Genomic DNA, 20,641 nt, shown 5'->3' on the forward strand with positions numbered 1-20,641 from the left:
CGATTTCCCCGCCTCCGGCCGGCGGCCCGGCCCCGAGTGCCTGCCGACCGGGCGGCGTTCACAGGAATGCAACACCCGTTCCCACGATGCGGACAATTCCTGTCGTGACCTGGACAGACAGGTCGCCGCGCTGTCACTCTCCCGCCATGTCTCTCGCCCCACGCGCCCTTCGCCGCGCCGCGTCCGCCGCCACCGTCACCCTGCTCTTCACCGCCGCGGCCTGTGCGCCGCAGCCGGAGGACAAGACGGACGACAAGGCCTCCGGGAGCGCCTCGAAGGCATGCGCCCGGGGCGAGTTGCGTACCGAGACCGCCGGAAAGCTGACGATCGCCACCGACGAACCTGCGTACGAACCCTGGTTCAAGGACGGCAAGCCGGCGAACGGCAAGGGCTTCGAGTCGGCCGTCGCCTACGCGGTCGCGCAGCGGCTCGGTTACGGCAAGGGCGACGTCGTCTGGCAGATTGTCCCCTTCAACAAGGCCTTCGCACCCGGTGAGAAGACCTTCGACCTCGACATCAACCAGGTGTCGATCAGTGCCGAACGCAAGAAGGCCGTGGACTTCTCGTCCGGGTACTACGACGTCCGCCAGGCCGTCATCGCGCTCAAGGGGTCCAAGGCCGCCCGGGCGAAGAACCTCGACGGCCTCAAGGGCCTGAAGCTCGGCGCACAGGTCGGCACCACCAGCCTGAACTACATCGACGACGTGGTGCGGCCGACGCGACAGCCCGCCGCGTACGCGAAGAACGACCAGGCCAAGTCCGCACTCAAGAACGGCCAGGTCGACGCCATCGTCACCGACCTGCCGACCGCCTTCTACATCACGGCGGCCGAGGTGACGGACGCGAAGATCGTCGGCCAGTTCGAGAACCAGGGCGGTACGCCGGAGCAGTTCGGGCTCGTCCTCGACAAGGGCAGCGCGCTGACCCCGTGCGTGACGGACGCCGTCGACGCCCTCCGCGAGGACGGCACACTCGCGAAGATCGAGAAGCAGTGGCTGTCCGACGCCGTCGACGCCCCGGTCCTCAAGTGACGGTTACCAAGGAGGTGTCCGGCGACAGCTCCGGTGAGGAACCGCGCGAGACGTACGTGCCCTCGCGGCGGCGGATCGAGCGGGAGCGCCACAAGCGCGCCCGCACCCGCCGCGCGACGGCGATCGCCGCGGTCTCCACCCTCGTCACCGGTGTCGTCCTGTACTTCGTGGTCGTCAGTGCTCCCGGCTGGCCGCGCACCCAGGAGACCTTCTTCAACGCGCAGTACGCGCGCGAGGCGCTCCCCAAGGTCCTGGAAGGGCTCTGGCTCAACGTCCGCCTCCTGCTCGTCTGCGGCGCCGCGGTCCTCGTGCTCGGCATGCTGATCGCCGTGGCCCGCACGCTGCGCGGTCCGGTGTTCTTCCCCGTGCGCGCGCTGGCCGCCGCCTACACCGATTTCTTCCGCGGCCTCCCCCTGATCATCAACCTGATGATCGTGGTGCTGGGCGTCCCCGCGCTGCGTCTGCAGGGCGTGACGGTGGACCCCGTGCTGCTGGGCGGCACGGCACTCACGCTGACGTACTCGGCGTACGTGGCCGAGGTGTTCCGCGCCGGCATCGAGTCCGTCCACCCCTCGCAGCGTGCCGCGGCCCGCTCGCTCGGTCTGACCAACCGGCAGACGCTGCGCCACGTGGTGCTGCCCCAGGCCGTACGCCGTCAGGTGCCTCCCCTGCTCAACGACCTGGTGTCGCTCCAGAAGGACACCGGCCTCGTGTCGATCGGCGGGGCGGTCGACGCGGTGCGCGCCGCCGACATCATCGTGGGCCGCAGTCTCAACTACACGCCGTACATCGTCGCCGGCCTGGTCTTCGTCGCGCTGACCATCCCCATGACCCGCCTCACGGACTGGGTCACCGCGCGGATGGACCGCCGGCGCGCGCAAGGAGGATCCCTATGAGCAGCTCCCCCGTCCTTCGCATGGAGTCCGTCCGCAAGACCTTCGGCGCGTCCGTCGTCCTGCGGGACGTCGACCTGGAGGTCGCTCCGCACACGGTGACCGCGCTGATCGGCACCTCCGGGTCGGGCAAGTCGACTCTGCTGCGCTGCGCGAACCTCCTGGAGGAGATCGACGACGGCGCCATCTGGCTGGACGGCGAGGAGATCACCGACCCCCGTACCGACCAGGACGCGGTACGCCGCCGGATCGGTGTCGTCTTCCAGGCGTACAACCTCTTCCCGCACATGACCGTCCTGGAGAACGTCACGCTCGCCCCGCGCCGCGTGCACGGGGTGAGCAGCTCACAGGCCGAGGAACACGCCCGTGAGCTGCTCGACCGGCTGGGGCTCGGCGCGAAGGCGGACGAGTACCCGGACCGGCTGAGCGGTGGTCAGCAGCAGCGGGCCGCGATCGTCCGCGCGCTGGCCGTACGCCCCCGGCTGCTGCTGCTCGACGAGATCACCGCCGCCCTCGACCCGGAACTCGTGGGTGAGGTGCTCGCCGTCGTGCGGGACTTGAAGGACGACGGCATGACCATGGTGCTGGCGACGCACGAGATGGGCTTCGCCCGTGAGGTCGCCGACCAGGTCTGTTTCCTCGACGGCGGCGTGATCCTGGAACGCGGCACGGCCGACGAGGTCTTCGGTGCCCCGCAGCGGGAGCGGACCCAGCGGTTTCTGCGCCGGATCGTGGAGGCGGGCCGGCTTTGAGGCCGGGGGCCTCCGGCTCCGGTGGGCCCTCCCCCGACCCCGGCCCGAGCGGGCCGGGGGTGTCAGCCTCCGTCTCGCCCACGGTCGCCCACGATCGTCCCCGGTCAGGCCTTGGCCCGGCCCGTCCCGGCCAGCGTCGCGATCCGTTGCACCGCGAACGCGTACCCCTGCACTCCGCATCCCGCGATCACACCGTCCGCGCGCAGCGAGACGTACGAGTGGTGCCGGAACTCCTCCCGCTGATGGATGTTGGAGATGTGGACCTCCACCACCGGAAGCCCGTCGCAGGTGTTGAGCGCGTCCAGGATCGCGACGGAGGTGTGCGAGTAGGCGGCCGGGTTGATCACGATGCCCGCGTGACGCTGCCGCGCCTCGTGGATCCAGTCCACCAGCTCGCCCTCGTGATTGGACTGGCGGAAGTCCACCGTGCCGCCGTGTGCCGCTGCCGCCTCGGCGCACAGCGCCTCGACGTCGGCCAGGGTGTCGGAGCCGTAGATCTCCGGCTGGCGCTGCCCGAGGAGGTTCAGGTTGGGTCCGTTGAGGATCATGATCGGGGCGTGGGCGAGGGTGCGGGGCACGGTTCCTCCGGTCCTTGCGGTCTGGCGGCCCGTACAGGACCGCTGTTCGAACCCGGTTTATCACGATGCGCCGCACGGCCGGCCGGCCGTACGCTCCCGCCATGACGACCCCTGTCTACGCTCCCAAGCCCGTGCCCGGGGACCGGATAGCCGTGCTCTCGCCGTCCGCCGCGCTGCCCGCGCTCTTCCCGCGACCGTTCGAGCTGGGCCTTGAGCGGCTGCGGGAGGAGTACGGCCTGGAGCCGGTCGAGTATCCGACGACCCGCAGGCCGGGGTCAGCGCCCGAGGAGCGCGCCGCCGACCTGAACGCCGCCTTCGCCGACCCGTCGGTCAAGGCCGTGATCGCCTCGATCGGCGGCGACGACCAGATCACGGTCCTGCCGTTCCTGGACCGGGAGTTGATCCGGGCCAATCCCAAGCCGTTCTTCGGGTCCAGCGACAACACGAATGTGCTCCTGTACCTGTGGAACACGGGCATCGTCGGCTACCACGGTGCGAGCGTCATGTGCGAGCTCGGCCGCCCCGGTGCCATGGCCGGGCCGACCGCCGAGTCGCTGCGGGCCGCGCTCTTCACCCGCGGCCCCTACGAGTTGCGGCCCGCCGACCGCTTCACCGACGTCGACCGGCCCTGGGACGACCCGTCGACCTTCGACCGCGAACCCGCCACGGAACCGGGCACCGGCTGGCGCTGGCACCGTGCCGAGCGCGTCGTCGAGGGCTGGTCCTGGGGCGGCAACATCGAGATCCTGTCCTGGCTGCTGATGGCCGACCGTGAGATGGCCGCCGACCCGTCCGTGTACGACGGCCACGTGCTGTTCCTGGAGACCTCGGAAGAACTGCCCAGGGCCGAGGACGTGTTCCGGATCCTGCGGAGCATGGGGGAGCGCGGGCTGCTCCGGCGCTTCCCCGCCCTCCTCATGGGGCGCCCCAAGGCGTGGTCCTTCGAGCAGCCCAACGACGCTGTCGCGAAGGCCCGTTACGCGCGGGACCAGCGCGAGGCGGTCCTCAGGGCCGTCGGCAGATACGCCCCGGACATGATGGTCGTCCTGGACGTGGACTTCGGTCACACCGATCCGCAGCTCGTCATCCCCTACGGAGGCACGATCCGCGTCGACGGTCCCGCCCGGCGCATCACGGTCACCTACTGAGCGGGCTCCGCACCACCGCACGCCCCCATAACCGTCGGTCACTCTGGGTAGTTGACGTGGCATGCACGACGCACGCTCCGTGAGGGCACCCTCCATGCTCAGGCTCGCGACCGCCTCCCTCGCCGGGACGGCCATCGAGTTCTACGACTTCTTCGTCTACGGCACCGCCGCCGCACTGGTCCTCGGTCCGCTGTTCTTCCCAACGTTCTCCCCGCTAACGGGGACACTGGCGGCGTTCGGGACGTTCGGGGTCGGCTTCGTCGCCCGGCCGCTGGGTTCCGTCCTCTTCGGGCACCTCGGAGACCGCCGGGGGCGCCGGCCCGTCCTGGTCGCCTCGCTGCTGCTGACCGGCGCCGCGACCGTCGCGGTCGGCTGCGTCCCGGCCTACGGCTCGATCGGTGTCGCCGCCCCCGTGCTGCTGCTCGTGCTGCGTTTCCTGCAGGGCCTCGGGCTCGGCGGGGAGTGGGGCGGCGCGGTGCTGCTGACCGCGGAGCACGCGCCCGCCGCACGGCGGGGACTGTGGTCCAGCTTTCCCCAGATCGGCCCCTCGCTGGGGTTCGTCCTCGCCAACGGCGTGATGCTGACGCTGTCCGCGACACTGTCCGACGCGCAGTTCGCGGCATGGGGGTGGCGGGTGCCCTTCTGGGCGGCCGGTGTCCTCGCGCTCGCCGGCCTGTGGCTGCGCAGCTCGCTCAGCGAGAGCCCCGAGTTCCTCGAACTGCGGGAGCACGCGCGCGTGCCGCTCGTCGACGTGGTGCGCTCCCACTGGCGGCTCGTGCTGCTGACGGCCGGCGGACTCGCGGTGGGCTACGCGGTGTTCTACGCCGTGACGACCTGGGCCCTCGCCTACGGTGTCGAACGGCTCGGGGTGAGCCGTACCGTCATGCTGGCCTGCATCATGGCCGCCGTCGTGGTGAAGGGCTCGCTGACGCCCGTGGCCGCGATGCTGGGCGACCGCTTCGGGCGGCGGCCCCTGTGTCTGACGGGCAGCGCCGCCGCCGCGCTGTGGATGTTCCCGATGGTGGCGCTGCTGTCGACCGGTGAGCCCCTGCTCATGTTCTTCGGGTTCCTGGTGGCGCTGCTCGCCTTCATCAGCATGTTCGCGGTGATCGCCGCGTATCTCCCGGAGCTGTTCGAGCCTCGGGTGCGTTGCACCGGCGCGGCCCTGGGCTACAACCTGGGAGGGGTGCTCGGGGGTGCCCTGACGCCCCTCGTGGCGACGGCCGTGGCCCGGGGGGCCGGTGTTCCCTGGGGTGTGGCCGCCTATCTGACGGTCATCGCGCTGCTGAGCCTGGGCTGCTTCGCCCTGCTGCCCGAGACGCGGCCGGTACCTCGCCTGACCGTCGTGGAGGCCACGGACTGACTGAGGGCTTACGGCCCGCGCCGACCGGGGGGCGTTCCGGCGTGGCGACGCTCGCGGGTTGACCCGTGCGGCCGGTCGCGGGCCGCGCCGTGCCGTGCGCCGTGCCCCCGGGCGGGAGCGCCCGGCGGTGGCTACGGGGTGACCGCCAGCTCCAGGTAGGCCGCGAACAGCACCAGGTGGACGCCGCCCTGGAGGGGGGTCGCGCGGCCGGGCACGACCGTCAGGGAGCTCACGACGACGGTCAGCGCGAGCAGCACCATGTGCAGGGGGTCGAGACCGAGCACCAGCGGTCCCGACAGCCAGAGGGACGCCAGGGCGACGGCCGGAATGGTCAGGCCGATACTGGCCATCGCCGATCCCAGTGCCAGGTTCAGGCTGGTCTGCACGCGGTCACGGCGGGCCGACCGCAGCGCCGCGATGGTCTCGGGCAGCAGCACGAGAAGCGCGATGATCACGCCCACCACGGCCTGCGGCATCCCGGCCGCGTCCACGCCGGACTCGATCGTGGGCGAGACCGCCTTGGCGAGGCCCACCACACCGACCAGAGCCAGACCGAGCAGCCCCACGCTGACGGCCGCCGTACGCGCGGACGGCCTGTCGGCGTGATCGTCCGTCTCGATGACCACGCCCTGCCGGGTGATCGGCAGGAAGTAGTCCCGGTGCCGCACTGTCTGGGTGGAGACGAACAGGCCGTACAGGGCCAGCGAGGCGAACGCGGCGAAGGTGAGCTGGGCCGAGGAGAACTCCGGGCCCGGCTTGCTGGTGGTGAACGTCGGCACCACCAGACTGAGCGTGGCCAGGGTCGCGACCGTGGCCAGGGCGGCGCCGGTCCCTTCCGCGTTGAAGACCGCGAGCCCATGGCGCAGCGAGGCCACGAGCAGGGTGAGGCCGACGATGCCGTTGCAGGTGATCATCACGGCCGCGAACACGGTGTCCCGCGCCAGAGTGGAGCTCTTGTCCCCGCCGTCGGCCATGAGGGTGACGATCAGCGCGACCTCGATGACGGTGACGGCCACCGCCAGGACCAGGGAGCCGAAGGGTTCGCCCACCCGATGCGCCACCACCTCGGCGTGGTGGACGGCCGCCAGGACCGATCCCGCTAGGACCACCGTCACGAGCGCCACGACGCCGCCGGACAGGTTGCGGCCCCAGGTGAAGGCCAGCAGGACGACCGCGACCGCCGGCACGACGGCCGTCCACTGCGTCGCGAGCGACCGGAGCGGAACGATCATGCAGCGATCGTCGCAGACGCGTCCCGGCCCTGCACGTCCGGTGACGCGGCCCGCGTGGGTCCACCGGGCGACGGCGGAGACCCCAGCCCGTCGGGTGCCTCAGTCTCGGAGGCCTCGGCCTCGGGGGCCTCAGCCGCCAGGCGCCCTGGACCGCCGGGTGCGGATGAACGCCCAGGAGCGGCGGGCACCGCGGGCGGAGTGCCGCACCGCGCCGCACACCGCCCCGAGGGCCGCCACCGTCGCCGACGTCGTCAGACGTCGATGCTGTCCTTCGGCGCGCCCTCCGCCGCACGGGATTCCTCCCGTGCCTGCTTCCTGGAGGCGATCAGGCTGGTGATCGTGGTGACGATCAGGACGGCGCAGATCACGCCGAGCGAGACCGGTATGGAGATCTCGGGGACGTGCACCCCGGACTCGTGCAGAGCGTGCAGCACCAGCTTCACGCCGATGAAGCCGAGGATGACGGACAGGCCGTAGCTGAGGTGGACCAGCTTCTTCAGCAGACCGCCGATGAGGAAGTACAGCTGCCGCAGGCCCATCAGCGCGAACGCGTTGGCCGTGAACACGATGTACGGGTCCTGGGTCAGGCCGAAGATGGCCGGGATCGAGTCGAGCGCGAAGAGGACGTCGGTGGTGCCGATCGCCAGCATCACGACCAGCATCGGCGTCATGACGCGCTTGCCGTTCTGCCGGATCCACAGCTTCGTGCCGTGATACCGGTCCGCCACGCCGAAGCGCCGCTCGGCGAGCTTCAGCAGCCGGTTCTCCTCGAACTCCTCGTCGTCCTGGTCGGCTCGGGCCTCCTGGATCAGCTTCCAGGCGGTGTAGATGAGGAACGCACCGAAGATGTAGAACACCCAGGCGAAGTTCGAGATGATCGCGGCGCCCGCGGCGATGAATATGGCGCGCAGGACGAGCGCGATGAGCACGCCCACGAGCAGGACACGCTGCTGGTACTTCGTCGGCACCGCGAATTTCGCCATGATCAGGACGAAGACGAAGAGGTTGTCGACGCTCAGTGACTTCTCGGTGATGAAGCCGGCGAAGAACTCTCCCGCGGGTTGGCCGCCGGAGAAGACGAGCAGTCCGAGGCCGAACAGAGCGGCCAGGACGATCCAGACCACCGTCCAGATCCCGGCTTCCTTGATCGATACGTCGTGGGGCTTTCGCCCGATGAGAAAGTCGACCGCGATCAGTGCGGCCAGACCCACGATGGTCAGGACCCACAGGGTCATGGAAACATTCACTGCGCCTCCGGCAGTACGTAACGGCAGATTGTCAGCGTCGTCGCTACCGGAGGTCTCTTCCACCCGAGGCGGCCGGGGCGCGTGATGCGACCGGTGCCTGCGGGCCGACGCCCCGGGATCTGGCCTGATCCGTATTGACGGGTGCGCCGCAGTTCGTAGGGAGTACTCCCCTCCGTACGGAGAGAGTACGCGAATCACCAAGGAAAGGTAAAGAGCTTGGTAAAAGAAAACCCAAAAAGGCAGCTCAGAGGGCTTTACTAAGGCTTGGTGCGACCCCGGAGACCCACTCAGCGGTTCCAGGAGCGGCGGGCCTCGGCGATCTGCGCGAGCACCTTCTCGAGCACCTGACTGCCCGGCGGGACGAGCGAGGGCTCGTACGTCCAGGCGTGACCGACCCACGGATCGGCGAGGTGGTCCTCCGGGACCGGCGTGAGCCGCAGAAGCGAGCGCCAGAGCGGATCGAGCAGCGGCCCGTACGCGGACGCGTCCTCCCGGTCGGCGACCATCATCAGGTGGACGCCGACAGCCGGCCCTTCGTCCGCGAGATAGCGCAGCTGCGTCACCGCACGGTCGTCGAAACCGTGCGGGAAGTCGTGCACGATCACCAGCTGCTCGGCGGTGTCGAAGCCCGGCGGCAGCGAGTCGGCCGCGCCGCCGCGCAGTGCCATCTGCACCAGGTCGACGCGCTGGGTGAGCCGGGCCAGCACATCGGCCACACCCGCGGCGCCCGCGGCCGGCGGACCGGCGAGCACACCGGACCGGACCAGCGGTGCGAGCGAGGCGGCACCCGAACCGGCGGGGTCGATGGCGTGCACCGTGAACTCGCCCGCGGGATAGACGGCGAGCAGACGCGCGGCGTGCGCCACCGCCGATTCCATCGCCAGCCTGCGCAGATCCCCGGAATCGGCGAAGGAGTCGTCGAGTCCGGAACGCCCGCTGTCGATCCACAGACCGCGCTCCAGCGGCAGCCGGACCAGCATCGGGATGCTCAGTCCCTCGCTCTCGGGCAGATGGAGATCGCCGAGCCGCAGGGCCATCGGGACCTCCATCGGGACCCGGTAGCCGTGCCAGACCGGGTTGTCCCAGCGCGCGAACGCCGGGGGCAGCGCCGGCTCGACGACCTCGGCCTCGGCGGTGAGCTGGGCGAGGTCCCGGTCGAGTACCGCCCTGGCCTGGTCGACCAGTTGCGCGTGCTTGGCCTGCGCGGCCTCTCGTGCGACGTCGCCCTGGCCGCTGATGCGGCTGCGCGGGTCGGACAGGACCTTGTCGAGCTCCTGCTCCATGCGGGAGTCGGCGAAATCGACGGCGCTGCGGTACGCCGCCGTGCTGCGCGCCAGGTCTTCGAACATCCCCCACACCTGGTTGTAGAGCCGCTCATCCATGGACCAGCCTGTCGCGTCACCCGCCACGGGCTGTGCGGGCCGGCCGGGCTGCGCCGGGGGCGCGGCCGGTGGGGGCGGAGGGGGCGCCGCGGGCTGCCGGCGCGGGTGGCTGTAGTCGACCGGCCCGCCGGTGGCCGGGACCGTCGGCTGCGTGACGGGTGAGGAGTCCGGCTGGGTGAGCCCGCCGGGGTGCCCGCCGTGCCCGGCCGGGCCGGTGTGCAGACCGGGCGGGTCGTACGGGGCCTGGGGCGGCGGCGGTATGTCGCCGGAGCCGGCCTGGGTGCCGGGGAGGGGCTGGTCCGGCCCGGCCGCCGAGGCGGCCGCCTGCCGTGAGCGGTCCCCCTCCGACGTACGCGGCGGGGGCGCCGCCACCGAGCGGGCCAGTCCCTGGGCCACCGCCTCGTTGATCTTGGCGGCGAGCTGCTGCGCCTCGGGCAGTCCCTGGTCGGTGAGCAGCTCGGCGAGGCCGCCCGCGTACCCCTGGCCGACCGCCCGGACCTTCCAGGCGCCCTGCCTGCGGTAGAGCTCCAGGGCGACGACGGCCGACTCGGCGTCGAGGCCGGTGATCGTGTAGCTGGCGACCTCGGCGCCGTCGAGGCCGGTGACGGCGACGAAGGGGGCGGCGACGGCGCCGAACCGCACCGGACCGCCGGCCCCGGACGGCAGCGCGAGCAGCACGCTGACCCGGTGCACGGCGTCCGGCAGGGCGGCCAGGTCGAAAGCGAGGCGATGGTCGGCCGCCGCCTGCTTGGAGACCTCGAGTCCGGGCAGGGTGGGCGCACCCGGGTGGGCCACCCACTCGACGCCGTGGACCCTGCCCTTCTCGTCGCTGAGCGTGGCGCCCGCGACGACCGGTCTGCCGGCCGAAACGCGGACCTCAAGACGGACCTGGGAGAGCGGATGGTTCTGTCCCCGGACCAGCTCGGCCGTCATCGCCTTGTCCCCCCGTGTCACTTCGCCTCGTGTGCTGTGCGCCCCGCGGTGCCTACAGGTGCGGCAGGATCGCGGGCATCAGGTCCTGGAACGTCCGGCCGTTGGCCGGGGTGCCGAGGGCCGTCATCTGCCAGCCCGCGCCGGCCCGGTGCACCTTCGCCATGATCTGGGCCGTGTACTGCCCGCCGCCGGCGAGCGTGTACCGGGCGAGCTCCTGGCCGTTGGTCTCGTCGACCAGGCGGCAGAACGCGTCCTGGACCTCCTGGAACGTCTGACCCGTGAAGGAGTTCACGGTGAAGATGATCTGGTCGATGTGGACCGGGACCCGCTGGAGGTCGACGAGGATGGCCTCGTCGTCGCCGCCCTGGCCCACGCCGCCGACCAGGTTGTCACCGGTGTGCCGTACGGAGCCGTCGTCGCTGACGAGGTGCCGGAAGAAGACCACGTCGACGGGCTGCTTGTCCGCGAACAGCACGGCGGACGCGTCGAGGTCGATCTCCCGCGTGCGCGAGCCGAACAGGCCGCGCCGGGGGGCCGCCTGCCAGCCGAGCCCCATGCGCACCGCGGTCAGGGTGCCCCCGTCGTTCTTCTGCAGACTGATGGCCTGACCCTTGGTCATGTTGACCGTCACGCGCTGTTCCCCTCTCGAACCGTCCCCTGTTTCCGCGGAGTCCGCGGATGACCAGAACCCTACGCAGGGGCACCGACAGTGCCGAACCCTGGGACGGACTTTGTGTCGGTCTTGCAACACAGCGCACGCACCCGAGGGTCCGGCGGGGCTCCTGGCCGTCGGCCGGAGCCTCGGGCCGTCAGGCCAGGCCCCCTTCCTTCATCTGCCGCAGTTCCTTCTTCATCTCGGACACCTCGTCGCGCAGCCGGGCCGCGATCTCGAACTGGAGGTCGGCGGCGGCGGCGCGCATCCGCTGCGTCATTTCCTCGATCTGATCGGCGAGGTCGGCCGCGGGACGGTCCGTCGGCACCGTTTCCTTGCTCTTCCCCCTGCCCTTGGCGGCCTTGCCGCCGAGCGCGGGGACCGGGGCCTTGGCGGGCTTGCCGTCCTTCGTCTTGCGGTAGCCCGAGCCGAGCAGCTGTTCCGTGTCGACGTCCTCGCGGGCGATCTGCGCCACGATGTCGTTGATCTTCTTGCGGAGGGGCTGCGGGTCGATGCCCCGCTCCTTGTTGTACGCGACCTGCTTCTCCCGGCGGCGGTTGGTCTCGTCGATGGCCTTCTCCATCGCCGGGGTGATCTTGTCGGCGTACATGTGGACCTGACCGGAGACGTTGCGCGCCGCGCGGCCGATGGTCTGGATCAGTGAGGTGCCGGAGCGCAGGAAGCCCTCCTTGTCGGCGTCGAGGATCGCCACCAGGGAGACCTCGGGCAGGTCGAGGCCCTCCCGGAGGAGGTTGATGCCGACGAGCACGTCGTACTCACCGGCGCGCAGCTCGCGCAGCAGCTCGACCCGGCGCAGGGTGTCGACGTCGCTGTGCAGGTAGCGGACCTGGATGCCCATCTCGAGGAAGTAGTCGGTGAGGTCCTCCGCCATCTTCTTGGTGAGGGTGGTGACCAGGACGCGCTCGTCCTTCTCGGTGCGCTTGCGGATCTCGTGCACCAGGTCGTCGATCTGGCCCTCGGTGGGCTTGATGACGACCTCGGGGTCGACGAGCCCGGTCGGGCGGATGATCTGCTCGACGAAGCCGTCGCCGCGTGAGAGCTCGTACTTGCCCGGCGTCGCCGACAGGTAGACGGCCTGACCGATGCGCTCCTGGAACTCCTCCCACTTCAAGGGACGGTTGTCCAGGGCGGAGGGCAGCCGGAAGCCGTGGTCGACGAGGGTCCGCTTGCGGGAGGCGTCCCCCTCGTACATGGCGCCGATCTGCGGCACCGTGACGTGCGACTCGTCGATGACCAGCAGGAAGTCGTCCGGGAAGTAGTCGAGCAGGGTGTTCGGCGGGGAGCCGGGCTCACGGCCGTCGAAGTGCATCGAGTAGTTCTCGACGCCGGAGCAGGAGCCGATCTGACGGAGCATCTCGATGTCGTACGTCGTGCGCATGCGCAGGCGCTGGGCCTCCAGGAGCTTGCCCTGTGCCTCCAGGGTGGCGAGCCGCTCCCCGAGTTCCTTCTCGATGTCGTTGACCGCGCGCTCCAGGCGCTCGGGGCCGGCCACGTAGTGGGAGGCGGGGAACACGTAGAGCTGGTCGTCGTCGCTGATGACCTCGCCGGTGAGCGGGTGCAGCGTGGAGAGGGCCTCGATCTCGTCACCGAACATCTCGATGCGGACGGCCAGCTCCTCGTAGACCGGGAAGATCTCGATGGTGTCGCCGCGGACCCGGAAGGTGCCCCGGGCGAAGGCCATGTCGTTGCGCGTGTACTGGATGTCGACGAAGCGGCGCAGCAGGTCGTCCCGGTCGATCTCCTTGCCGACCTTGAGCGTGACCATGCGGTCCACGTACTCCTGCGGCGTACCGAGGCCGTAGATGCAGGAGACCGAGGCGACCACGACGACGTCGCGGCGGGTGAGCAGTGAGTTGGTCGCGGAGTGGCGCAGGCGCTCCACCTCCTCGTTGATCGAGGAGTCCTTCTCGATGTAGGTGTCCGACTGCGGGACGTACGCCTCGGGCTGGTAGTAGTCGTAGTACGAGACGAAGTACTCCACGGCGTTGTTCGGCAGCAGCTCGCGGAACTCGTTGGCCAGCTGGGCGGCCAGGGTCTTGTTCGGGGCCATCACGAGCGTGGGGCGCTGGAGCTTCTCGATCATCCACGCGGTGGTGGCGGACTTGCCGGTACCGGTGGCACCGAGCAGGACGACATCCTTCTCACCTGCGCGAATGCGCTTTTCGAGTTCAGCGATGGCCGTCGGCTGGTCACCGCTCGGCTGGTAGGGGCTGACGACCTCGAAAGGCGCCACCGAACGTTCGATCTTGGAAACGGGCCGCATGCCATCAACCGTACGACCCCGCACTGACAACAGGGTGGGATCACCAGTTCTGCGGGGTGCGAGAGCCGCGGTGGCCGGGGCGCCGGTCGAGGCGGGACGGCGGGCGGGGGCCGGGGTACGGCACGGCGGCGCGGGCCGGGACGCCCGGCCTGTTCCCGGTGGACGTCCAGTCGGGTCGGCCCATGATCATCAGCGGGTCGAACATCACGACGACCCCGGCCAGGCAGAGGAAGGCCAGCGGGCCGATCATCATCGGCGCGAGCAGGGCGGCGGGCGAGTCGCCCGGCGGGGTGCTGGCCGCTCCGTGCAGGTGCACCCTCAGGGCGGCCATGCCCGTGTAGTGCATACCGCTGACGGCGAGCCCCATGACGAGGCTCGCGCCGACGCTCCACAGAAAGCCTCGGACCTGTCCCGCGGCCCACAGGGCGGCGGTGGCGGCGACCACCGCGATGACCACGGAGGCGGAGACGGTGAAGGTGTTGTACTCGAGCTTCCCGTTGAGGCGCATGCCCGCCATCCCCAGGTAGTGCATCGTGGCGACGCCGAGGCCGGTGATGGTGCCACCGGTGAAGAGCGCCGTTCCGGTCGCGCCCCGGTAGCCGACGATGAAGATCCCGATGCCGACCATGACGATCGCGACGCCGAGACTCGCGAAGGTCAGCGCCTTGTCGTAGCGCACCGGGCTCTCCTCGACGGAGAACCCCATCATCGCGATGAAGTGCATCGTCCAGATGCCGGAGCCGATCGCCGCCGAGCCGAGTGCGAGCCAGCCCGGCCGCCAGGAGCGGGCGACGAGCATCGATCTTGTGGTGCAGCGCAGCCCCAGCGCCCCTCCCAGTGAGGCCATGAGGTACGCCACCAGCGGGGTGACGAGTCCGTAACTGAAGCCGTCGACCGTGCCCTGCATGCGCGGTTGCCCTTCCCGCCCTGATCTGTCCTGGATGTTCCTGAAAAGCGCCCGCCGCCAGGTCCGCAGGAACGGACCGGGCCGAGGCGAAGAGTATGACCCCCACCGGAATGGTCGAACGATTTTCCGGCAAAGAATCACGGGCCCGCACCGCATGTGAGGCCCCTGTGCACGGATTTGGGCAACTCCATTCAATCCGCGGCCATTCCGCACCCACCTCCCGTTGACCCTCTGCTGTCAGTCTGGTGCTGACCGTGATCGCTCGACGCGAGGAGTACGTATGCACGCGCGCGTTGCCGCCGCCACGACCACCGCGCTTCTCGGGGGCACCGTTCTGATACTCCCCACTTCCTCCGCCCACGCCGCGGCCGACGACCGCGGCCCGGCCGTCGTCGCCCACCGCGGCGCCTCGGCGTACGCCCCCGAGAACACCCTGGCCGCCGTCGACAAGGCGGACGACCTGGGCTTCGGCTGGGTCGAGAACGACGTACAGCGCACCAAGGACGGCGTACTCGTCGTCCTTCACGACGCCACTCTGACGCGGACCACCAACGTCGAGGAGGTCTATCCCGGCCGGGCTCCCTGGAAGGTGGCGGACTTCACCGCGAGGGAGATCTCGCGGCTGGACGCGGGCAGCTGGTTCGCCCCGCGCTACGCGGGCGCACGCGTGCCGACGCTCAGTCAGTACATGAACCGTGTCTCTCGCAACCACCAGAAGCTCGTCCTGGAGATCAAGAACCCCGAGCTCTACCCGGGCATCGAACGGCAGATGCTCCAGGTGCTCAGCAACGAGGGCTGGCTCGACCCCGGCCACCTCAGGAGCAGACTGATCGTCCAGAGCTTCCGTCCGGACAGCGTCCGTAAGGTCCACGACCTGCGTCCCGGCGTCAAGACCGCGCTGCTGGGAACGCCGTCGATCGCCGACCTGCCCGAGTACGCGCGCTTCGCCGACCAGATCAACCCCTCGTACACCAGCATCTCCGTCGGCTACGTCGCCGCGGTCCACGCCTTCCGCGGCCCGCACGGCAACCCCCTGGAGGTCCTCACCTGGACCGTCGACGACGCGGACACCGCCCGCCGGGTCGCCCGCTACGACGTCGACGGCGTCATCACCAACAGGCCCGACGTGGTGCGGCGCGCCCTGCGCGGCTACTGAAGCGGGCCCACCCGGGCCCGGCGCCCGGGGCCTGGCGCCCGGGGCCTGGCGCCCGGGGCCTGGCGCCCGGGGCCTGGCGCCCGGGGCCTGGACGCCGTGCGGCGTGCAGGCCCCGGGCGTTGTCAGTGCCGCGCCGTACGGTGGTCGCATGGACAGCCACGGGCAGTACGGGCAGCAGGTCGTGTGGACCGTCGTGGACACGGACATCGGCCCGCTGCTGTTGGCCGCGACCCCCGACGGCCTGGTGAACGTGGTGTTCCATGCCACGGACGCGGTGCGCGAGAAGGCGCTGGAGAGACTCGCGTCCCGCCTCGGTGCCGAGCCGGCCGAGGCTCCCGGTTCTCCCCTGCTGGCCGAAGCGGCGGGCCAGGTGAGGGCCTACTTCGCCGGTGAGCGCCGCGACTTCGAGCTGCCCCTCGACTGGTCACTGATCTCCGGGTTCAACCGTCAGGTGCTGCGCGAGCTGGCCGCCGGCGTCCCGTACGGGGCGGTCGTCGGCTACGGCGACCTCGCCGGCCGGGTCGGCCAGCCGGGCGCGGCACAGGCGGTGGGTGTCGCCATGGGCTCCAACCCGCTGCCGGTCGTCGTGCCGTGCCACCGGGTCGTCGAGAGCGATGGCGGCATAGGCGGGTTCGGAGGGGGTCTGGAGACCAAGCGGAAGCTGCTGGCGCTGGAGGGAGTGCTTCCGGAGCCGCTGTTCTGAGGAGTGCGCACACGGCCGGGAACTGGGAGGCTGCGCCGGTGAACCGCTTCTTCCGATGTACCGAGACGTCCGCCGCCGAACCCGGGCGCCCGCGGTGACCGCCGTCGAGCGGTCCGCCGCGCCCGTCGACGCCGCGGCGATACCCGCGCTGCGGCGCCGCACGACCGCGGTGCTGATCGCCAGTCAGATCCTCGGCGGTCTCGGGGTCGCCACCGGCATCGCGCTCGCGGTGGTGCTGGCCGAGCAGGTCAGTGGCACCGAGTCCCTGTCGGGACTGGCTCCCACGGCGACCGTCGCGGGAACGGCGGTGCTGTCCATGCCGCTCGCCGCGTTGATGACGGCGCGCGGACGGCGGCCGGGGCTGGTGCTCGCGTACCTCATCGGCGCCCTCGGGGCCGGTGTCGTCGTGCTGGCGGCGTCCGTCGGCAGTTTTCCGCTGCTGCTGGCCGGGATGGCCCTGTTCGGCGCCGCCTCGTCGGCGAACCTGCAGGCGCGGTTCGCGGCCGCCGACCTGGCCGAGCCGGAGCGGCGTGGCAGGGCCATCTCGAACGTCGTGTGGGCCACCACGATAGGCGCGGTACTGGGCCCCAACATCGCCGCGCCGGCCGGGCGCAGCGTCACCGGGCTGGGCATTCCCGCGGCCGCCGGCCCCTTCCTCTGGGCGGCCGGGGTCTTCCTCGTCTCGGCGCTGATCGTGGCCCTGCTGCTGCGGCCCGATCCGCTGCTGACCGCCCGCGCCCTCGCTCCTGCCGAGGAGCAGTCTCCACAGGCACGTTCCCTGCGGGCCGGTGTCGCCGCCGTCGCCGCCTCACCGCGGGCGCGGCTGGCGCTCGGGACGGTGGCGGTGTGCCACACGGCGATGGTCTCGATCATGGCGATGACACCCATCGACCTCGATCACCACGGAGCCGGCATCGACCTCATCGGGTTCGTGATCAGCTGTCACATCGCCGGTATGTACGCCTTCTCACCGCTCATGGGGCGACTGTCCGACCGGCTCGGGCGGCTCTCCGGGATCGGCCTCGCGGTGGGCCTGCTGGCCTGCGCCGCCCTCCTCGCCGGAACGGCCGACGGCAATCATGTACAGATCACCGCCGGGCTCTTCCTGCTGGGGCTGGGCTGGTCGGCGGGCATGGTGTCCGGCTCCGCGCTCCTCACCGACTCGGTGCCCCAGCCCGCGCGCGCCGCCGCCCAGGGGCTGTCCGACCTGTTGATGAACACGGCGGCCGGTATCGGCGGCGCGACCGCCGGCCTGGTGATCGCGCGGGCGAGTTACGGCTGGCTCAACCTCCTCGCCGCCTGCCTGCTGCTGCCGCTCACCGCGTTGATGCTCTTCACCCGGCGCGGACGCCGGACGGCCGCGGCCGGAGGCTGAACTGCCGGGGAGCGGAGTCGGGCGGCGGCGCGGGCACGGAGCGCCGGCCGTGAAGGCAGGAGCGCCGGCGTGAAGGCAGGAGCGCCGGCCCTGGAGGCAGGAGCGCCGGGAGACTGCGGCGAGGGCGGCAGCGCGGAGAGGCGGGCGGCCGGGTGGGGCCGCCGGGGGTCAGAGGCTGACGTGGTACGCCTTGCGGAGCGTCTCGTGGACCGTCCAGACCGTCCGGTCGCCCTCCCGCAGGACCACCGCGTCACCGGGTCCCACCTCGAGGACGTCACCGTTCTCGACCTCGATCGTGGCCCGCCCGCTGACGACCACGAACAGTTCATCGGCCTCGGTGTCGGTGGCGACGCCCGGTGTCATCTGCCAGATGCCGCGCTGCTGCTTGCCGTCGGCCGACTCCCACAGCACCTTGCCCGTCACCACCGGGGTGCCTGAGACGATCTGGGCCGGGTCGAGCGGCTCCGGCTCCAGCTCGGCGTCGGGGATGTGCACGGCGAAGGACGGGACGGTCTGGTTCCTCGTGGTCATGGGCGGTCACCCTAGCCGCAGGCCCACCGGCGACCGCACCCGGCTCATTCTGTGGCCTACGCGTAGTGCCGCGCCTCGAAGACGTTGCCGTCCGGGTCGCGGAAGTAGAAGCTGCGTACGGCCGCTCCCCGGGCGCCGAAGGCGTCGTACGAGAAGTCGGAGACCGGCACCGACTGCTCCTCCAGCCGGGCCCGCAGCGCGTCGAAATCGCCCTCCCCCAGGGCCAGGCACACATGGTTCACGGGATGGCCCGCGCTGTCGGCGGCACCGGGGAGCATGGTCATGCGCTCGGCCATCGACAGTGGAGCGAGATCGAAAATGGTCTCCCCGTTGACGCGTACGGAGGGAAAGGAGATTTTTCCCTCGGTGAATTCGGCGACCCGCAGGGGCTCCAGGCCGACCGCCCTCTCGTAGAAGTCCGCCGCGGAGACCGGGTCCTCGACCCAGAGGACGATGTGGTCGAGACGTGTCGTGTTGTCCGTCATGCGCCCAGGCTGGTGCCGTATCCCGCAGGCCGCAAGGGGTTTGGCCGGGCGCGCCGCCCGCCAGGGATGAGGGAGGACCGACAGACAGGAGGCAGGCGCGTGCTCGTGGTGTCCGAAGAGGTGCGGGAGGCGCTCGACGCGCGCCGCCCGGTGGTGGCCCTGGAGTCGACGATCATCGCGCACGGGCTGCCGCGCCCGCGCAATCTGCAGGTGGCCCTGGAGCTGGAGGACCTCGTACGGCAGGAGGGTGCAGTCCCCGCGACGATCGCCGTCCTGGACGGGCAGCCCTGCGTCGGCCTGGACAAGGACCGGCTGGAGCGGGTCGCGAACGAGGACGGGATCCGGAAGCTGGGGCACCGCGACCTGCCGCTCGCGGTGGCGACGGGGGCGAGCGGGGCGACGACCGTGTCGGCCACGGCGCTGCTGGCCGCACGCGCGGGCGTGCGCGTGTTCGCCACGGGCGGCCTCGGCGGGGTGCACCGGGAGTGGACGGTGACGCAGGACGAGTCAGCCGACCTGGGCCTGCTGGCCCGGACCAGGATCACGGTGGTGTGCGCGGGGGTGAAGTCGATCCTGGACGTGCCGGCGACCCTCCAGCGCCTGGAGACCCTGGGGGTAGCGGTGGCGGGGTACCGCACCGAGCGGTTCCCCGGCTTCTACCTGACCGACTCGGGACATCCGGTGGAGTGGACACTCGGGTCCCCGGGCCAGGTGGCCGACGTGATGCGCGCCCAGGACGCGGTCGGCGGGCCGGAGTCGGCGCTCGTCGTCGCGAATCCCGTGCCCGAGGAGGAGCAGCTCGATCCAGACCTCCACGCACGCGTGCTCGCCGACGCGCTGCACGCGTGCGAGGCCCAAGGGGTGACCGGTCAGGCCGTCACGCCCTTCCTGCTGGACCATCTGGTCCGCCACACCGACGGCGCCTCCCTGAGCGCCAATCTGGCGGCGGTGCGCGGCAATGTCCGGCTCGCGGGCCGGATCGCGGCGGCCTGGGCGGGGGCGTGACGGAAACGGACCGAGGCGAACCGGGGCGGGGCGACGGTGCGCGCGGGAGCGGTGCGCCGGACGCAGCCGGCGGGGCGCTGCTGGTCGTGGGCGACATCGTGACGGACGTCGTCGCCCGGCACCGCGGGCCGCTCGCGTCGGGCACCGACACGGTGGCGGCCGTCCGGACGGTTCCGGGCGGCGCGGGGGCCAACGTGGCGTGCTGGGCCTCGCACACGGGCTGCCCGGACGTCCGCCTGCTCGGACGCGTGGGCAGGGACGCGGCTGCCTGGCACGAGCGGGAGCTGACGGCTTCCGGCGTACGCACCCACCTCGTCGTCGATCCCGTGGCGCCCACCGGGACGGTGATCTGCCTGGTGGACACGGACGCCGCGGCCGAGCGCACCTTCCTCACCGACAGCGGGGCCGCGTTGCGGATCGACCCCGGCGACTGGTCGCCGTCACTGCTCGACGGGGTCGCCCGACTTCATCTGTCGGGCTATCTGTTCTTCTCCGAGCCGAGCCGTGCCCTGGTGACCGTGGCTGTGGCGTCGGCACGCGCGCGTGGCGTGCCGGTGAGCGTGGATCCGGCATCGGCGGGGTTCCTGGCGGAACTGGGAGCGGACCGGTTCCTCGCGCTCGTCGAGGGCGTCGACGTGCTGCTGCCGAGTCACGACGAGGCATGCCTGCTGACCGGGCTCCCGGATGTGGCGGACGCGGCGGCGAAGTTGAGCCGCCACGTCCCGCTGGTGGTCGCGAAGCGGGGAGGTGACGGAGCGTTGGTCGCCCGCGGTGGCATGGTGCTGGCCCGCGTCCCCGCGGTGCCCGCCACGCCACGGGACACGACCGGCGCGGGCGACGCCTTCACCGGCGCGTTCCTCGCCGCTCTGCTCGCGGGAGCGGAACCCGGGGATGCGGCGGCCGAGGGATGCAGGGCGGGGGCGGCGGCCGTGGAACGCGTCGGCGGGAGACCACCGGCGGATCCCTGACCGCCGCCGGGCCCGC

19 protein-coding genes are annotated in these 20,641 nt (G+C 71.3%); 10 read left to right on the forward strand and 9 right to left on the reverse strand.

The window, feature by feature from the left end; all coding sequences use genetic code 11:
• The first annotated feature begins 146 nt into the window (after positions 1–146).
• Genes ACFYP4_RS30425 through ACFYP4_RS30435 form a run of 3 tightly spaced genes read left to right on the forward strand, consistent with a single transcriptional unit; the run spans position 147 to position 2,676 of the window.
• Positions 147–1,031: an ABC transporter substrate-binding protein gene (locus tag ACFYP4_RS30425; RefSeq protein WP_388789764.1), complete on the forward strand. Its 885-nt coding sequence runs from the start codon at positions 147–149 to the stop codon at positions 1,029–1,031.
• Entirely contained in the window at positions 1,028–1,927 is a 900-nt protein-coding gene (locus ACFYP4_RS30430) for an amino acid ABC transporter permease (protein WP_388789767.1), read from the forward strand. Before ACFYP4_RS30425 ends, ACFYP4_RS30430 begins: the two co-directional genes overlap by 4 nt.
• Positions 1,924–2,676 carry an amino acid ABC transporter ATP-binding protein gene (locus ACFYP4_RS30435; RefSeq protein ID WP_358851958.1) on the forward strand — a complete coding sequence of 251 codons (753 nt, stop codon included), beginning with the start codon at positions 1,924–1,926 and terminating at the stop codon, positions 2,674–2,676. Before ACFYP4_RS30430 ends, ACFYP4_RS30435 begins: the two co-directional genes overlap by 4 nt.
• A gap of 104 nt (positions 2,677–2,780) precedes the next feature.
• Here the strand turns inward: ACFYP4_RS30435 and aroQ are convergent, their stop codons facing one another.
• A complete protein-coding gene (gene aroQ / locus ACFYP4_RS30440; protein ID WP_388789770.1) occupies positions 2,781–3,254 on the reverse strand; it encodes a type II 3-dehydroquinate dehydratase in 474 nt (157 codons plus the stop codon).
• Between the two features lie 101 nt (positions 3,255–3,355).
• Between aroQ and ACFYP4_RS30445 the strand changes: the two genes are divergently transcribed.
• Together ACFYP4_RS30445 and ACFYP4_RS30450 are read left to right on the forward strand one after the other, a co-directional pair.
• A complete protein-coding gene (locus ACFYP4_RS30445) occupies positions 3,356–4,402 on the forward strand; it encodes a S66 peptidase family protein (RefSeq protein ID WP_388789773.1) in 1,047 nt (348 codons plus the stop codon).
• Positions 4,403–4,463: 61 nt separating this feature from the next.
• Entirely contained in the window at positions 4,464–5,765 is a 1,302-nt protein-coding gene (locus ACFYP4_RS30450; RefSeq protein ID WP_388789776.1) for an MFS transporter, read from the forward strand.
• A 131-nt stretch (positions 5,766–5,896) separates the two neighbouring features.
• Here ACFYP4_RS30450 and ACFYP4_RS30455 read toward each other — a convergent pair whose 3' ends face one another.
• The 6 genes from ACFYP4_RS30455 to ACFYP4_RS30480 all read right to left on the reverse strand — a co-directional run bounded on the left by ACFYP4_RS30455 (position 5,897) and on the right by ACFYP4_RS30480 (position 14,402).
• Positions 5,897–6,997 (reverse strand): ionic transporter y4hA, encoded by a 1,101-nt coding sequence (locus ACFYP4_RS30455; RefSeq protein ID WP_358851962.1) that lies wholly within the window; start codon positions 6,995–6,997, stop codon positions 5,897–5,899.
• A 251-nt stretch (positions 6,998–7,248) separates the two neighbouring features.
• Entirely contained in the window at positions 7,249–8,232 is a 984-nt protein-coding gene (locus ACFYP4_RS30460; protein WP_358851963.1) for a TerC family protein, read from the reverse strand.
• Positions 8,233–8,531: 299 nt separating this feature from the next.
• On the reverse strand, positions 8,532–10,559 hold the full coding sequence (locus tag ACFYP4_RS30465) for a TerD family protein (protein ID WP_388789780.1): 2,028 nt from the start codon (positions 10,557–10,559) through the stop codon (positions 8,532–8,534).
• 52 nt (positions 10,560–10,611) lie between these two features.
• On the reverse strand, positions 10,612–11,190 hold the full coding sequence (locus tag ACFYP4_RS30470; RefSeq protein WP_119104869.1) for a TerD family protein: 579 nt from the start codon (positions 11,188–11,190) through the stop codon (positions 10,612–10,614).
• 178 nt (positions 11,191–11,368) lie between these two features.
• Entirely contained in the window at positions 11,369–13,495 is a 2,127-nt protein-coding gene (gene uvrB, locus ACFYP4_RS30475; RefSeq protein WP_358851965.1) for an excinuclease ABC subunit UvrB, read from the reverse strand.
• Positions 13,496–13,535: 40 nt separating this feature from the next.
• Entirely contained in the window at positions 13,536–14,402 is an 867-nt protein-coding gene (locus ACFYP4_RS30480) for an MHYT domain-containing protein (protein ID WP_358851966.1), read from the reverse strand.
• Positions 14,403–14,682: 280 nt separating this feature from the next.
• Here ACFYP4_RS30480 and ACFYP4_RS30485 point away from each other — a divergent pair, with 280 nt between their 5' ends.
• From ACFYP4_RS30485 to ACFYP4_RS30495, 3 genes are all read left to right on the forward strand, one after another.
• Positions 14,683–15,558: a glycerophosphodiester phosphodiesterase gene (locus ACFYP4_RS30485; protein ID WP_388789785.1), complete on the forward strand. Its 876-nt coding sequence runs from the start codon at positions 14,683–14,685 to the stop codon at positions 15,556–15,558.
• 148 nt (positions 15,559–15,706) lie between these two features.
• Positions 15,707–16,261: a methylated-DNA--[protein]-cysteine S-methyltransferase gene (locus ACFYP4_RS30490; RefSeq protein ID WP_358851968.1), complete on the forward strand. Its 555-nt coding sequence runs from the start codon at positions 15,707–15,709 to the stop codon at positions 16,259–16,261.
• 94 nt (positions 16,262–16,355) lie between these two features.
• Positions 16,356–17,636, forward strand: coding sequence for an MFS transporter (locus tag ACFYP4_RS30495; RefSeq protein ID WP_388789788.1), 1,281 nt, complete (start codon positions 16,356–16,358; stop codon positions 17,634–17,636).
• Positions 17,637–17,804: 168 nt separating this feature from the next.
• Here ACFYP4_RS30495 and ACFYP4_RS30500 read toward each other — a convergent pair whose 3' ends face one another.
• Positions 17,805–18,167: a cupin domain-containing protein gene (locus tag ACFYP4_RS30500; protein ID WP_358851970.1), complete on the reverse strand. Its 363-nt coding sequence runs from the start codon at positions 18,165–18,167 to the stop codon at positions 17,805–17,807.
• 56 nt (positions 18,168–18,223) lie between these two features.
• Entirely contained in the window at positions 18,224–18,652 is a 429-nt protein-coding gene (locus ACFYP4_RS30505) for a VOC family protein (protein WP_358851971.1), read from the reverse strand.
• A gap of 66 nt (positions 18,653–18,718) precedes the next feature.
• Between ACFYP4_RS30505 and ACFYP4_RS30510 the strand changes: the two genes are divergently transcribed.
• Both ACFYP4_RS30510 and ACFYP4_RS30515 read left to right on the forward strand, forming a co-directional pair.
• On the forward strand, positions 18,719–19,657 hold the full coding sequence (locus ACFYP4_RS30510) for a pseudouridine-5'-phosphate glycosidase (protein WP_358851972.1): 939 nt from the start codon (positions 18,719–18,721) through the stop codon (positions 19,655–19,657).
• 77 nt (positions 19,658–19,734) lie between these two features.
• Positions 19,735–20,625, forward strand: a complete 891-nt coding sequence (locus ACFYP4_RS30515; RefSeq protein WP_358852034.1) for a sugar kinase — start codon at positions 19,735–19,737, stop codon at positions 20,623–20,625.
• Positions 20,626–20,641 lie beyond the last annotated feature (16 nt).

Source organism: Streptomyces sp. NPDC005551 (genome assembly GCF_042871785.1).
In the GTDB taxonomy this organism is placed as follows: domain Bacteria; phylum Actinomycetota; class Actinomycetes; order Streptomycetales; family Streptomycetaceae; genus Streptomyces.